Below are 13,713 nucleotides of genomic sequence, written 5' to 3' on the forward strand. Positions count from 1 at the left end.
GCAGCGTTAAACCCGGAAGGAGAAAACAGATGGTCAGCCTGACTGAAGCAAGAGAAGCCCCGGCCCGCCAGCTCTGGGACGAGATCAACTCGGTCCATGCCGGCATGCTCGGTCTCGAAGGCCTGCACACGCATATGCAGCCCATGGCACCTCATGCTGACCCCAAGACCAATACGATCTGGTTTTTCTCCAAAAAGGATACCGATCTCGCAAAATCACTGAAATCAGGCTCGCGCGCCCACTTCTGCCTTGTCGGCAAGGACCATGATTACCATGCCTGCCTCTCCGGCATTCTGGAGGCGCGCGACGACAAGGCGAAGATCGACGAATACTGGAATTCCGTCACCGCCGCCTGGTATGAACATGGCAAGAGCGATCCGCAGCTGACGATGCTGGCGCTTCATGTCGATGATGCCGATATCTGGGCCTCCACGGACAGCACGCTGAAATTCGGCTGGGAAATCGCCAAGGCCAACATGTCGGACGACAAGACGCCTGATGTCGGCGTCCGCCAGCACCTCACCTTTGCCTGATCGACAGCTCCCCCGCCCTTCCTCGCCTGCCACCAGCTACATGCCCTTCGGCACCAGTATCTGCGGCTGGCGGGGAAGGTTTCTCATCGAGACCCGGATCACCGGATCCGTGGCATAGGCGATCCGGAAACTCCCCCCGAACATGGTCAGGAACTGCTCAAGCGGCGGACCGGTGCGGTGCATCGGCAAGATCAGCGCGGAGCGCAGGCGCTTCACAACCCTGCTCATGCTGTCAGCCCCCATGGTCAGACCGCCATCCACCGGCACCATCAGCACGTCCAGACGACCGATTTCGGCATAATGCGTATCCGTCAGTTCATGATGCAGATGGCCCAGGTGGCCGATGCACAGCCCGGCGACCTCGAAGATGAAGATGGAATTGCCGTTTTCCTGAAACGACTCGTAGTCACCCCAGCGGTTGCGGATATCTGTCGCGACATTGCGGATATACACGTCACCCACCAGCACCCTGTGCTCAGCCTTTTCGCCGGGCGTATCACTCCAGCCATGCAGCACATATTGAATGGCCGGGTCCGGGTTGAGGGTGAAATGGGTGGAATGCGCCCGGTTCATCGTCACGACAGTCGGCATGACGGGCGGACGGTAGACGCCGTTATAATCGGTGGCGATCGTCACGCCATCGGGACTTTCGATGAGATAGGTGGAATGGCCGATGAAGCTGATCTTCACCTCTTCCTTCGCCGTGGCCTGCGCCAGTTGGACACCCGGCGTATTGAAGCTCGCGAACATCACTCCGGGGATATTTTGAGCAATCGCCTGGCATTGGCTGACGGGTGGCCGGCTTGCCGTCTGAGAAAAGGCGGCTCCCGCACAGGCAATCAGCCCTGTCATTGCAAGCATTAGCACGCGCAGCATCATGCCACTCCCCTGAACTTGCGAAGGTTGAGAGGATGAGGCAGGTTTTGCAGGGCGTCCAGTTACAAGAACGGCGGAAGGCTCAGACTCTCGTCATTGTGAACGCTTCCGCGGACGTTCAGGCCCAGAAGGAGGGCAATGTTTCCGAAAGACGCGGGCCGATGCGCAGCGGCGCGATCTTTTCGGCAAGCCCGGTGCGATCGGAGATTTCAACGCCAACGCCGCAGATCGTCGCCGGTCCGCTTGCGGCCTCGAAACGGCCCTTCGGCATTTTGGAAATGAAGCGGTTGATCGGTTCTTCCTTTTCCATGCCAAGCGAGCTGTCATAATCCCCGCACATGCCGGCATCAGACATATAGGCCGTGCCACCATTCAATATCTGCGCGTCAGCCGTTGGAACATGGGTGTGGGTGCCAACGACGAAGCTTGCGCGGCCATCGACGAAATGGCCGAAACACTGCTTTTCGCTGGTCGCCTCGGCGTGGAAATCGAAGATGATGGCATCGGCCTGTTCCTTCAGCGGGCAGGCGGCAAGAATGGTTTCCGCCGACTTGAAGGGATCGTCCAATTCCGGATGCATGAACACCCGGCCCATGATGTTGGCGACGAGGATACGCGCGCCGTTGCGGGCATAAAAAATGCCCGAGCCCTTGCCCGGCGTGCCATCGGGATAATTTGCCGGCCGCAGGAACTGGTCGTGGCGCTCGCAGAAGGAAACCGCTTCCTTCTGATCCCAGACGTGGTTGCCGGTCGTCACGACATCGGCACCGGCGTTGATGGTTTCGAGAAAGATATCCTCGGTAATACCGAAACCCCCGGCGGCGTTTTCACCGTTGACGATGACGAAATCGAGCTTCAGATCGGAAATCAGCCCCGGCAACCTGTCCCAGACAGCCGTGCGCCCGGTCTTGCCAACCATATCCCCGAGAAAAAGAAGTCTCATTCACCGCCCCGTTTTGCGTATGTTCTTTGGATTGCGTCCCTCTAGCGGGTAATCCGTGTTTTAAAAAGTGCTAAAACGCCGTGTGCCCATTATCAGACATCAGCGCTGCGCGGAAAACCAGCGCAGGCCGCTCTCCGTCAACACGGCGTGAAGCGCCACATCGTGCGGCTCCGCCGGCACCGACGCTACCTCCTGACAATCGAAGGCGATACCGATGAGAACAGGCTGACGGCCCTTGGCGTGCAATCTCGCAATGGCGCGGTCATAGTGCCCCGCGCCATAACCGATCCGCTGGCCCTCCCCATCGAAGACGGAAAGAGGCACAAGCAAAATGTGCGGATCGAGAACTTCGGCATCCTCGCCCGGTCCGGTCGTGCCGAAACCGGTCTTCACCAGCGGCGTATCCGCTTCGAAGACGCGAAAAACGATGGTTTCCTGGTCAAGTACCACGGGAAGGACGAGACGCCCGTCCCGCGCACGCAACGCCTCCATCAACGGCCGGGTATCAACCTCGGAGCGGATGGGCATGAAACCGGAAATAACGGTGCCCGGTGCAAAGGGAATGCCGGAGACACCATGAGCCGTCATCGACAGGCTCTTCTGCTGCCGCTCGGCTGGCGTCAAAGCATCGCGCGCGGCGAGCCTTTCGCCGCGCAACCTTGCTTTTTCCGCTGCATCGCCCTGCATCAGGCCGCCCGGCTCACAAGCACCTTGTCGATACGGTGGCCATCAAGGTCGATGACTTCGAAACGCCAGCCATTGCGGGTGATGTGCTCGCCCAGTTCCGGCAGGCGGCGGAATTCGTCGAGCACCAGACCGGCAACGGTCTCGAACTCGGCATCCTCATCGATCTGGAATCCCATGCGATAGGCGAATTCATCGGCCGGCATCCAGCCGGCGACGAGGAACGACCCGTCTTCGCGCTCGACCATGGCCGGTTCTTCGTCATTATCTTCCTGGAACGCGCCGGTGATGGCCTCCAGAACGTCGCCTGAGCTGACGATACCTTCGAAATGGCCGTATTCGTCGTATACCAGCACCATGTGCACGGTTGAGCGGCGCAGCGACTGTATGACATCCACCGCGCTCGTCAGATCCGAGACGACGGGAACCTCGCGCAGAAGCTCGCGGACATCAAGCTCCTTGCCGGAGGCAAGCGCATCGAAGGCGTCCTTGGCGAAAAGCACGCCCAGAATTTCGTCGGAAGCGCCGTTGCGCACCGGCAGGCGCGAACGCTGCGTCTGACGAAGCTGCTCGCGGATTTCTTCGGCGCTGTCTTCGATATCGACCACTTCCACATCACGACGCGGCGTCATCAGGCCGCGCGCATTGCGGTCGGCAAGGCGCATGACGCTGGTGATCATCGCCGATTCCTCGGTCTCGATCACGCCGGCACTATGTGCTTCGGCCAGAACCGTGCGGATTTCATCGTCCGTCACCGAAGCGTTGGACTCACCGCTATGGCCGAGAATTGCCAGCACGACCTTGCCGGATTTGTCCAGCAGCCACACCAGCGGCGCACCGATGCGTGAAAGCATCACCATGGTAGGCGCAACACGGGCGGCGATCTTTTCGGGATCGCGCAGAGCGATCTGCTTCGGCACCAGTTCGCCGACGATCAGCGACAGATAGGTAATGGCGACGACCACGGAGCCGACACCGATGGCATCGGCGGCACGATCGGGAACGCCTTGCTCCAGAAGCCACCCGGTGAACCGGGCGCCGAGGGTGGCGCCGGAAAATGCACCGGACAGAACGCCGACCAGCGTGATGCCGATCTGAACCGTGGAAAGGAAACGTCCGGGATTTTCGGAAAGGCCGAGCGCCATGGTGGCGCCCCTGCTGCCTTGCGCGGCAAGCACCTTGAGCCTCGCCGGTCTGGAGGAGACAACGGCAAGCTCGGACATGGCAAGCACACCGTTCAATACGGTGAGCAGGACCACGATCATAATTTCAGTAAACAAGTTTAGCTCTTTGGGCTGTTGAACGGCACGTCGCGGTTTTGGCCGCAGCGCCCTTTATGTAAAAGGGCATGACAGACATACCAATCCGGATAATAGGCAATTGTTCCGCCATTGCAATGACAGCAATATAAAAAAGCCATGCCCGGCAGCAGTGAAAAATAACTGTCGACGAAAAAATAATCAGGCGAAGGACCGGGGTTGACCCGAAACTTCAAGTGCGATCCGCGGCGACCGATGGAGATTTACGATCCTGGGTGCCTACAAAAGTAGGTGGGCGCCGTGTGTCCAGTCCCACAGGACTGGCCAGGGACAGCTCCCTTTGGATCGAGTATGGCCCCAGGGATTGTGGTTCCTGTCGGGAAGCGCAGAACGCATTCCAGATATAGGACGGATTGGAGGAAACCACCAGAGGGCGGATAGCGAATTTTGCTGGCGCGGAAAGTTCGCCCGATCAATGGGTCGCGGGTTTTGGTCGTGCGAGCAGCTTTTCGGTAATGCCGTTCAGCCGGTCGGCCAGATCGCCGATGGCAACAGCCACCATTTCATCCGATTTCGCCTTGTGTTCGGCCATGCCGTCACGGTTGTGGGAAAGGGATGCAACTTCACCCTCCAACCTATCGATCTTGCGGTTGAGTTCGGAAAGCTCGTCCATCACCATGATGCCGGCCATGACGGTGAGCCGCAGATCGCCAATTTCTCCGAACTGGCTCTTGAGATGCCCGACATAACGGTCGAAACGGGTCGCGAGATCGGTCAGGTGGTCTTCCTGCCCCGCTTCGCATGCCATGCGATAGGCCTTGCCGTCGATCATAACAGTGACTTGCGCCATGAAACCGCTCCCTATCGATCCAGCACCGCGCGGATCGTCTCCATGGCGGTTACCAGCCGGCGGGACACCTCGCGATTGACTTCTTCAAGACGGTTGGCGCGAAACTCGGCCTGATCAAGCTCGTGTGCGAGCCTGGCGCGGTCGACATGGACCCGCTTGACCTCATTATCGATCTCGCCCGTCTCCCTTTGCCGCTCGATACGCATATCGATGGCATTTTCGAGATTTGTGATGGCAGCATTCAGCTCCGTCAGCGCAGATTGTACGGTCTTCTCAGCCGACATCGTTTTTTCCAACTCGCACGCTACCGGCCGAATCGTCCGGTTTCAGGCCTTCCCAACAATCACGAGGTTATTACCCGATTTACCATCCCGTCAATCAAACCAGTGCATTGAGGCGTTTTGCTCTGTGGATGAACGAAGAAGCGCCGGGCCCCATCGCACGATTTTTGGCGGGACAGCCGGTTTTCTAAACGATTTTTATCCTCGGGCGAACCGCAATTGCCCGTGGATTTATTGACTTGCCTGCCTCACCTGCTATGGATCAACCCGCTTTTTGGATAGTTGCGTAAAACTATCTCCTTTCACCCGGAACAGACGGAAAAGCCATGATTTCTCGCGACAAACACAACCGGATGGCCAATGCGATCCGCTTTCTTGCCATGGATGCAGTGGAGAAGGCCAACTCCGGCCATCCCGGACTGCCGATGGGCGCCGCCGATGTCGCCACCGTTCTTTTCACCCGCTACCTGAAATTCGATCCGAAGGCGCCTCTGTGGGCGGACCGCGACCGCTTCGTGCTGTCTGCCGGCCATGGCTCCATGCTGCTTTACTCGCTGCTTTATTTGACGGGCTACGAGGACATGACGATCGACGAGATCAAGCGGTTCCGTCAGTTCGGCTCCAAGACCGCCGGCCATCCTGAATATGGCCATGCCACCGGCATCGAAACGACCACCGGTCCGCTCGGCCAGGGCATTGCCAACGCCGTCGGCATGGCAATTGCTGAGCGCAAGCTGGAAGAGGAGTTCGGCTCCGACCTGCAGAGCCACTTCACCTATGTGCTGTGCGGCGACGGCTGCCTCATGGAAGGCATCAGCCACGAAGCCATCGCGCTTGCCGGCCATCTGAAGCTCAACAAGCTCGTTCTCTTCTGGGACGACAACAACATCACCATCGACGGTGAAGTTGGCCTGTCCGACAGCACCGACCAGATCGCCCGCTTCCAGGCCGTTCACTGGAACACTATCCGTGTTGATGGCCATGATCCCGACGCGATTGCTGCCGCCATCGAGGCAGCGCAGAAATCCGACCGCCCGACCTTCATCGCCTGCAAGACCGTCATCGGTTTCGGCGCCCCCAACAAGCAGGGTACCCACAAGGTGCACGGCAACCCGCTCGGCGCAGAAGAAATCGCCGCTGCCCGCAAGAGCCTGAACTGGGAAGCCGAAGCCTTCGTCATTCCGGAAGATGTGCTCGATGCATGGCGCCTCGCCGGCCTGCGCTCCACCAAGACGCGCCAGGACTGGGAAGCCCGTCTCGAAGCCACCGAGACGGCCAAGAAGGCCGAATTCAAGCGCCGCTTTGCCGGCGACCTGCCCGGCAACTTCGACAGCTCCATCGATGCCTTCAAGAAAAAGATCATCGAGAACAACCCGACGGTTGCCACCCGCAAGGCCTCGGAAGATTCGCTCGAAGTCATCAACGGCATCCTGCCGGAAATGGTCGGCGGTTCGGCTGACCTGACGCCGTCCAACAACACCAAGACCAGCCAGATGAAGTCGATCACGCCGACGGACTTCTCCGGCCGTTACCTGCATTACGGCATCCGCGAGCACGGCATGGCTGCGGCCATGAACGGTATCGCTCTCCACGGCGGTCTCATCCCCTATGCCGGTGGCTTCCTGATCTTCTCGGATTATTGCCGTCCGTCGATCCGCCTTGCAGCACTGATGGGCATCCGCGTCGTCCACGTTCTGACGCACGATTCCATCGGCGTCGGTGAAGATGGTCCGACCCACCAGCCGGTCGAGCAGATCGCAGCGTTGCGCGCCATTCCGAACCTGCTCGTCTTCCGCCCGGCGGATGAAACCGAGACGGCGGAATGCTGGCAGCTGGCTCTCGAGCAAAAGCACCGTCCGTCCGCACTGGCGCTTACCCGCCAGAATCTCACGCCTTCGCGCAAGGAATATGAAGAGAAGAACCTGTCCGCTTACGGCGCATACGAACTCGTCTCCGCCAGCGACGCCAAGGTTTCGATCTTCGCTTCCGGTTCGGAAGTCGAAGTGGCGCTGAAAGCTGCTGCGACGCTGAAGGACAAGGGTGTTTCCGCCCGCGTCGTTTCCGTTCCCTGCTTCGAACTCTTCAAGGAACAGCCGGAAACCTATCGCAACGCCATCATCGGCAAGGCTCCGGTCAAGATCGCGGTGGAAGCCGCCATCCGCCAGGGCTGGGATTACTTCATCGGCAATGACGGCGCTTTCGTCGGCATGCACTCCTTTGGAGCCTCTGCACCGGCGAAGGATCTCTTCAAGCACTTCGGCATCACGGCGGAAGCCGTCGTCGCCGCAGTCGAGGCAAAACTTGCATGAGGGCTCCCAAGGCCCTCACATTCCGCATAGACCAAGCACATATCTTGTTCGGGAGACTGTAAATGACTGTAAAAGTTGCCATTAACGGCTTCGGCCGTATCGGCCGCAATGTTCTGCGCGCCATCGTCGAATCCGGCCGTACCGATATCGAAGTCGTTGCCATCAACGATCTCGGGCCGGTTGAAACCAACGCTCACCTGCTGCGCTACGATTCGATCCACGGCAAGTTCCCGGCTGACGTCAAAGTCGAAGGTGACACCATCATCGTTGGCGGCGGCAAGCCGATCAAGGTCACGGCTGTTCGCGATCCGGCAACCTTGCCGCACAAGGAACTCGGCGTTGACATCGCGCTCGAATGCACGGGCATCTTCACCGCCCGCGACAAGGCTGCCGCTCACCTGACGGCCGGCGCCAAGCGCGTCATCGTTTCGGCACCGGCTGACGGCGCTGACCTGACCGTCGTCTTCGGCGTCAACGACGACCAGCTGACGAAGGACCATCTGGTCATTTCCAACGCTTCCTGCACCACCAACTGCCTCGTGCCGGTCGTGAAGGTTCTCGATGACGTCATTGGCATCGATCATGGCTTCATGACGACGATCCACTCCTACACGGGCGACCAGCCGACACTGGACACCATGCACAAGGATCTGTATCGCGCCCGCGCCGCAGCCCTGTCCATGATCCCGACCTCGACCGGTGCGGCCAAGGCCGTTGGCCTCGTTCTGCCGCACCTTAAGGGCAAGCTGGACGGCACGTCGATCCGCGTTCCGACCCCGAACGTTTCGGTCGTCGACTTCAAGTTCATCGCCAAGCGCGACACGACGGTTGAGGAAGTCAACGAAGCGATAAAGTCCGCTTCCAACGGCAAGCTCAAGGGCATCCTCGGCTACACCGAGGAGCCGCTGGTCTCCCGCGACTTCAACCACGACAGCCATTCCTCGATCTTCGCGATCGACCAGACCAAGGTGATGGAAGGCAATTTCGTGCGCGTTCTGTCCTGGTACGACAACGAGTGGGGCTTCTCCAACCGCATGTCGGACACGGCCGTCGCCTTCGCGAAGACCATCTAAGCAAAACGCATCGATCAAAGCAGGTCCGGCGGGAGCAATCCCGCCGGATTTTTTATTCTCGATTTTCCTCCCCCATGCCGCCAAGTTTTCAATTTCCTGCCTTTGTCTGGTCCATTTTGAAACGGACAAGAGGGACAGGGATAATGGTCGTGCGCAATGCACTTCGGCCCTGCCGTATCTTTCGATACACCCCGCCTTGCGTCGCCTTTCAACGCCACCCAGATAGCGCTGACAGACCGCAACCCGTGGCGCATTGACTGCGGACGTGCAGAGCATTCGTTGCGGCGGCCGGCGCGGTGTGAAAGAGGCGGTGGACGTGGAATCATTTTATCTTCTGTTGCTGGTCGCAACTGTTCTGGTTCTCGTCGCGGCCTTTTCCAGTCTTATCGCCTTCCGCTTCGGCGCGCCGCTGTTGTTGCTCTTCCTTGTTATCGGCCTCGCGGCGGGTGTGGATGGCCTCGGCATCGAATTCACCAATAATCCGCTCGCCTATATGCTCGGCTCACTCATACTTGCCGTCATCCTTTTCGACTCCGGCTTCGGCACCTCCCTGCAATCCTTCCGGCTTTCTGCGGCACCCGCCGTCGCCCTCGCAACTGTCGGTGTCATCCTCACATCCGTGTTCTTTGCAGGGGCCGCTGCTCTGCTGCTCGGGCTTTCCTGGCTGGAGGGCCTGCTGCTCGGCGCCATCGTCGCCTCCACGGATGCGGCGGCCGTATTCTTCCTGCTGCGAATCGGCGGCATCCATATCCGTGATCAGGTGCGTTCAACGCTGGAGGTGGAATCCGGCACCAACGATCCGATGGCCATCTTTCTCACCGTTGCGCTGGTCGAGATCGTCGCCAAGGGTCAGGGTCTCGCCGGCATCGACAGCGGTTTCCTGCTGCTCTTCATCGAGGAAATGGGACTCGGCGTGATTTTCGGCCTGCTCGGTGGTCTCATGATCGCCACCGTCGTCAATCGCTTCGCCGCCGACCGTGGGCTGGCGCCGATCTTCGTGTTGGCGCTGGCGCTGCTCGTTTTCTCCTTCACCGGCGCAATTGGCGGCAGCGGATTTCTCGCGGTCTATGTGGCCGGCATCGTTGCCGGCAACCGCAGGATATTCGCCAAGGAAACCATCCGCCGTTTCCATGAAGGGCTGACCTGGCTTGCCCAGATCATCATGTTCCTGATGCTCGGCCTGCTCGCCACGCCGTCGCAATTTCCGGCAATCGCCATTCCGGCCGTTTTGCTTGCGCTTTTCCTGATCTTCGTCGCCCGCCCGCTCGCGGTGTGGCTGAGCCTGATGCCCTTCAACTATACCCAGCAGGAGACCTCCTTCGTGGCGTGGGTCGGCCTGCGTGGCGCGGTTTCCATCCTGCTCGCCATCATGCCCATCCTCGGCGGACTGGACGATGCGCAGATTTATTTCAACGCCGCCTTCATCATCGTTCTGGTATCGCTTCTCGTGCAGGGCTGGACAATCAAGCCGGTGGCGACGAGGCTCGGGCTGATCGTGCCACCGCGCATGGGCGAGGTGGACAAGCTGGAGGTCGATCTTCCCGGCACCGCCAATCACGAGCTGATTTCCTACCGCGTGGCCAAAGGCAGCGCCATCATGCAGGGTGAGCGCATTCCCCGTTGGGCGATGCCATCACTGGTGGTGCGAGACGGCAAGTCGATCCGTTACCAATATGCCGGGCGGCTGCGCGAAAACGATCTCGTCTATCTGTTTATCGCGCCGAACTACACCCGCCTGATCGACAGACTGTTCGCCAGCGCCTTGCCCGTTGCCGATGACGACGCCGATTTCTTCGGTATCTTTACGATCTCGCCTTCGCGCCCTGCGAAAGAAATGGAGGCTGCCTACGGCCCCGGCCTCATTTCGCCCGCCGAGCACGCCATGACCATCGCTGAACTCATCGAGACGCGCCTTGCCGGCAAGGCGGGTTATGCCGACCGGGTGCGCCTCGGCCCCCTCGTTCTCATCGTCCGGGCGCTGGACGAACAAGAAGCAATCACCGGCGTCGGCATCTCGCTGGAACCTGTCGAACCCGCCATCGGCCTGCCGATTTTCATCAGCTTTTCGGACATCCTCCGCCGTGCGCGCACGCATCTGGCACAACGGCGTCAGTTGCGTTCCGCCGATGCCGGCGAGGGCGTTTCCGCACCTGCGAAGACGGTGACAGAAAATGAGGCCTGACCGGCTTGCGTCGGCAATCAGGCATAGTATGGTCCGTCCCGAACTCGCAACAAATCAGGATCGACCCATGCCCGCTTTCAAGACCATCGACGACCTTAACGACATTGCCGGAAAGCGCGTTCTCGTCCGCGTTGATCTCAACGTGCCGGTCGCGGATGGCAAGGTGACGGACGCAACCCGTATCGAACGCGTTGCGCCGACCATTCTGGAACTCTCTTCAAAGGGCGCAAAAGTCATTCTGCTCGCCCATTTCGGCCGCCCAAAGGGTGAACCCGTCGCTGAGATGTCGCTTTCCCAGATTGTCCCCACGGTCGAGGACGTGCTGGATCACGCCATTTCCTTCGCAACGGACTGCATCGGTGCCCCTGCAGCGGATGCGGTCGCAAAAATGAATGATGGCGATATTCTGCTGCTGGAAAACACCCGCTTCCACAAGGGCGAGGAAAAGAACGATCCCGCCTTCGTCGAAGAACTGGCCGCGAATGGCGATATCTATGTGAACGACGCCTTCTCCGCCGCTCACCGTGCCCACGCCTCCACCGAGGGCCTGGCGCGGCATCTGCCCGCTTATGCCGGCCGCACCATGCAGGCCGAGCTTGAGGCGCTGGAAAAAGGCCTCGGCCAGCCCGTTCGCCCGGTCGTCGCCATCGTCGGCGGTGCCAAGGTTTCGAGCAAGATCGATCTCTTGATGAACCTCGTCAAGAAGGTCGATGCCCTCGTCATTGGCGGCGGCATGGCCAACACCTTCCTCGCCGCCCGCGGCACCAATGTCGGCAAGTCGCTCTGCGAGCACGATCTGGCAGAGACCGCAAAGCAGATCATGATCGAGGCAGCGACATCCGGTTGCGCTATCGTCCTGCCGGAAGACGGCGTCGTCGCCCGCGAATTCACGGCCGGCGCGGCCAATGAAATTGTCGATATCAACGCCATTCCCGCCGACGCCATGGTTCTCGATGTCGGTCCGAAATCGGTTGAAAGCATCAAGGCCTGGATTTCGCGGGCGGAAACGCTGGTCTGGAACGGCCCGCTCGGCGCCTTCGAAATCGAACCCTTCGATGCGGCAACCGTGGCGGCGGCAAAACACGCTGCGGAATGCACCAAGGCCGGCAAGCTCGTTTCCGTTGCCGGTGGCGGCGACACCGTCGCTGCACTCAACCATGCCGGTGTTTCGGACGATTTCACCTATATTTCGACGGCGGGCGGCGCCTTCCTTGAATGGATGGAAGGCAAGGAATTGCCAGGCGTTGCCATCCTGACCACTGCCAAGTAAACTCATCTTACTTGCCTGACAAAAGGCCGGACAAGCGATGCTTGTCCGGCCTTGTTTTTTGGTAAGTGGCACCGGGAGGAAAAGTTTCAAACGATTGAAATCATTTCAATCGTTTCAATGAGTTAGCGTGCCATTTCCCTGCCCTGGAACTTCTGTTATCGGAAATTTATTGTGCCTTGGGAGAATAGCAAATGACCGAACGTCTCGAAGACATCGCCATCAAAATGGTTGCCGACGGCAAGGGCCTGCTCGCAGCCGATGAATCCACAGGAACGATCAAAAAGCGTTTCGACAGCATCAACCTGGAATCCACCGAGACCGCCCGCCGCGATTATCGCGAAATGCTGTTCCGCTCTGACGACGCCATGAAGAAGTACATCTCCGGCGTCATTCTTTATGAAGAAACCCTTTTCCAGAAGGCTGCCGATGGCACGCCTTTCGTTGATATCATCAAGGCCGCCGGCAGCCTGCCGGGCATCAAGGTGGATATCGGCGCCAAGCCGATGGCTTTCCACCCGCATGAATTCATCACCGAAGGCCTTGATGGCCTTTATGAGCGCCTGCGCAAGTATCATGAAGCCGGCGCGCGTTTCGCCAAGTGGCGCGGCGTCATCACCATCGGTGAGCAGCGTCCGAGCTGGGGCTCGATCAAGGCAAACTCCCAGTCTCTTGCCCGTTATGCTGCCCTCTGCCAGCAGGCCGATATCGTGCCGATTGTTGAGCCGGAAGTGCTGATGGACGGCGAGCCTGGCACGCATGACATCGACCGCTGCGCCGAAGTCACGCAATGGGTTCTCCAGACCGTGTTTGCGGATCTGTTCGATGCCCGCGTCAACCTCGAAGGCATGATCCTCAAGCCGAACATGATCATCGATGGCAAGAACGCTCGCAAGGCTTCGGTCGAGGAAGTGGCGGAAAAGACCGTCAAGGTTCTGAAGGCGACGGTACCAACTGCCGTTCCGGGCATCGCCTTCCTTTCCGGCGGCCAGTCCTCCGAAGAAGCTACGGCGCATCTCTCCGCCATGAATGCCGGTTACGACCTGCCCTGGTCGCTGACCTATTCCTACGGCCGCGCTCTTCAGGATACCGCTCTCAAGACCTGGGGCGGCAAATCGGAAAACGTCGCCGCCGGCCAGCGTGCCTTCACGCACCGCGCCGCCATGAACAGCCTTGCCGCCAAGGGCAACTGGAAACAGGAGCTCGAAAAGGCAGCCTGAGCTATCGCTCACAGGCAAATTGTGCAATTGAAGCCGCCCCGATGGGCGGCTTTTTCTTTACGGCCGCAGAAGCAGCGTCGCCGACCAGATGACAAAGGCGGCAACCGCAATTTTCCAGCAATCGCCTCTTTTCTTAAGGCCCGGCAAGCCCAAAGGCCGGATGATCTGGACCACCATGGCCAGCAGTAAAAAAAGGCCGATCGCCTTCGTCATTTATTGAGCCTTTTCTTTATTTC

General features: G+C 59.5%; 13 protein-coding genes and 1 other RNA gene. 6 read left to right on the forward strand and 8 right to left on the reverse strand.

Annotated elements, in window-relative coordinates:
- Positions 1 to 29: 29 nt before the first annotated feature.
- The gene (locus ATU_RS17315; protein WP_010973282.1) at positions 30 to 533 is read left to right on the forward strand and encodes a pyridoxamine 5'-phosphate oxidase family protein; all 504 of its coding nucleotides are present in this window, start codon (positions 30 to 32) and stop codon (positions 531 to 533) included.
- A gap of 36 nt (positions 534 to 569) precedes the next feature.
- Here ATU_RS17315 and ATU_RS17320 read toward each other — a convergent pair whose 3' ends face one another.
- The 7 genes from ATU_RS17320 to ATU_RS17350 all read right to left on the reverse strand — a co-directional run bounded on the left by ATU_RS17320 (position 570) and on the right by ATU_RS17350 (position 5,429).
- On the reverse strand, positions 570 to 1,412 hold the full coding sequence (locus ATU_RS17320; protein ID WP_035258152.1) for an MBL fold metallo-hydrolase: 843 nt from the start codon (positions 1,410 to 1,412) through the stop codon (positions 570 to 572).
- A gap of 115 nt (positions 1,413 to 1,527) precedes the next feature.
- Positions 1,528 to 2,352 (reverse strand): TIGR00282 family metallophosphoesterase, encoded by an 825-nt coding sequence (locus tag ATU_RS17325; RefSeq protein WP_006314731.1) that lies wholly within the window; start codon positions 2,350 to 2,352, stop codon positions 1,528 to 1,530.
- Positions 2,353 to 2,451: 99 nt separating this feature from the next.
- Entirely contained in the window at positions 2,452 to 3,039 is a 588-nt protein-coding gene (locus ATU_RS17330) for a 5-formyltetrahydrofolate cyclo-ligase (protein WP_010973284.1), read from the reverse strand.
- The gene (locus ATU_RS17335) at positions 3,039 to 4,301 is read right to left on the reverse strand and encodes a hemolysin family protein (protein WP_035258148.1); all 1,263 of its coding nucleotides are present in this window, start codon (positions 4,299 to 4,301) and stop codon (positions 3,039 to 3,041) included. The genes ATU_RS17330 and ATU_RS17335 overlap by 1 nt, the downstream gene beginning before the upstream one ends.
- A gap of 230 nt (positions 4,302 to 4,531) precedes the next feature.
- Positions 4,532 to 4,690: non-coding RNA, 6S RNA (gene ssrS / locus ATU_RS17340), on the reverse strand.
- A 77-nt stretch (positions 4,691 to 4,767) separates the two neighbouring features.
- Positions 4,768 to 5,145: a cell division protein ZapA gene (locus ATU_RS17345; protein ID WP_010973287.1), complete on the reverse strand. Its 378-nt coding sequence runs from the start codon at positions 5,143 to 5,145 to the stop codon at positions 4,768 to 4,770.
- Positions 5,146 to 5,156: 11 nt separating this feature from the next.
- The gene (locus ATU_RS17350) at positions 5,157 to 5,429 is read right to left on the reverse strand and encodes a DUF4164 domain-containing protein (RefSeq protein WP_003506205.1); all 273 of its coding nucleotides are present in this window, start codon (positions 5,427 to 5,429) and stop codon (positions 5,157 to 5,159) included.
- A 323-nt stretch (positions 5,430 to 5,752) separates the two neighbouring features.
- On the opposite strand from ATU_RS17350, the gene tkt reads away from it, so the two are divergent.
- The 5 genes from tkt (at position 5,753) to ATU_RS17375 (ending at position 13,477) form a co-directional block, all read left to right on the forward strand.
- Positions 5,753 to 7,735, forward strand: coding sequence for a transketolase (gene tkt, locus ATU_RS17355; protein ID WP_006314727.1), 1,983 nt, complete (start codon positions 5,753 to 5,755; stop codon positions 7,733 to 7,735).
- Positions 7,736 to 7,797: 62 nt separating this feature from the next.
- Entirely contained in the window at positions 7,798 to 8,808 is a 1,011-nt protein-coding gene (gene gap / locus ATU_RS17360) for a type I glyceraldehyde-3-phosphate dehydrogenase (RefSeq protein WP_006314726.1), read from the forward strand.
- A gap of 316 nt (positions 8,809 to 9,124) precedes the next feature.
- Positions 9,125 to 10,990 (forward strand): potassium/proton antiporter, encoded by a 1,866-nt coding sequence (locus ATU_RS17365; protein ID WP_010973288.1) that lies wholly within the window; start codon positions 9,125 to 9,127, stop codon positions 10,988 to 10,990.
- A 67-nt stretch (positions 10,991 to 11,057) separates the two neighbouring features.
- Positions 11,058 to 12,260 carry a phosphoglycerate kinase gene (locus ATU_RS17370; RefSeq protein ID WP_010973289.1) on the forward strand — a complete coding sequence of 401 codons (1,203 nt, stop codon included), beginning with the start codon at positions 11,058 to 11,060 and terminating at the stop codon, positions 12,258 to 12,260.
- Positions 12,261 to 12,451: 191 nt separating this feature from the next.
- Complete coding sequence (locus ATU_RS17375) at positions 12,452 to 13,477, forward strand: class I fructose-bisphosphate aldolase (protein ID WP_006314723.1); 1,026 nt, start codon at positions 12,452 to 12,454, stop codon at positions 13,475 to 13,477.
- 57 nt (positions 13,478 to 13,534) lie between these two features.
- On the opposite strand, the gene ATU_RS26580 is transcribed toward ATU_RS17375, so the two are convergent.
- Entirely contained in the window at positions 13,535 to 13,690 is a 156-nt protein-coding gene (locus tag ATU_RS26580) for a hypothetical protein (RefSeq protein ID WP_003497629.1), read from the reverse strand.
- Positions 13,691 to 13,713 lie beyond the last annotated feature (23 nt).

Origin of the sequence: Agrobacterium fabrum str. C58, assembly GCF_000092025.1 — a bacterium.
In the GTDB taxonomy this organism is placed as follows: Bacteria; Pseudomonadota; Alphaproteobacteria; order Rhizobiales; family Rhizobiaceae; genus Agrobacterium; species Agrobacterium fabrum.

Excerpts from the sequence above, each read along its gene's own strand:
- ATU_RS17345 (WP_010973287.1), bottom strand. The coding sequence starts at position 5,145 with ATGGCGCAAGTCACTGTTATGATCGACGGCAAGGCCTATCGCATGGCA.
- tkt (WP_006314727.1), top strand. The coding sequence starts at position 5,753 with ATGATTTCTCGCGACAAACACAACCGGATGGCCAATGCGATCCGCTTT.
- ATU_RS17335 (WP_035258148.1), bottom strand. The coding sequence starts at position 4,301 with ATGATCGTGGTCCTGCTCACCGTATTGAACGGTGTGCTTGCCATGTCC.
- gap (WP_006314726.1), top strand. The coding sequence starts at position 7,798 with ATGACTGTAAAAGTTGCCATTAACGGCTTCGGCCGTATCGGCCGCAAT.
- ATU_RS17350 (WP_003506205.1), bottom strand. The coding sequence starts at position 5,429 with ATGTCGGCTGAGAAGACCGTACAATCTGCGCTGACGGAGCTGAATGCT.
- ATU_RS17330 (WP_010973284.1), bottom strand. The coding sequence starts at position 3,039 with ATGCAGGGCGATGCAGCGGAAAAAGCAAGGTTGCGCGGCGAAAGGCTC.
- ATU_RS17315 (WP_010973282.1), top strand. The coding sequence starts at position 30 with ATGGTCAGCCTGACTGAAGCAAGAGAAGCCCCGGCCCGCCAGCTCTGG.
- ATU_RS26580 (WP_003497629.1), bottom strand. The coding sequence starts at position 13,690 with ATGACGAAGGCGATCGGCCTTTTTTTACTGCTGGCCATGGTGGTCCAG.
- ATU_RS17370 (WP_010973289.1), top strand. The coding sequence starts at position 11,058 with ATGCCCGCTTTCAAGACCATCGACGACCTTAACGACATTGCCGGAAAG.
- ATU_RS17325 (WP_006314731.1), bottom strand. The coding sequence starts at position 2,352 with ATGAGACTTCTTTTTCTCGGGGATATGGTTGGCAAGACCGGGCGCACG.
- ATU_RS17320 (WP_035258152.1), bottom strand. The coding sequence starts at position 1,412 with ATGATGCTGCGCGTGCTAATGCTTGCAATGACAGGGCTGATTGCCTGT.
- ATU_RS17375 (WP_006314723.1), top strand. The coding sequence starts at position 12,452 with ATGACCGAACGTCTCGAAGACATCGCCATCAAAATGGTTGCCGACGGC.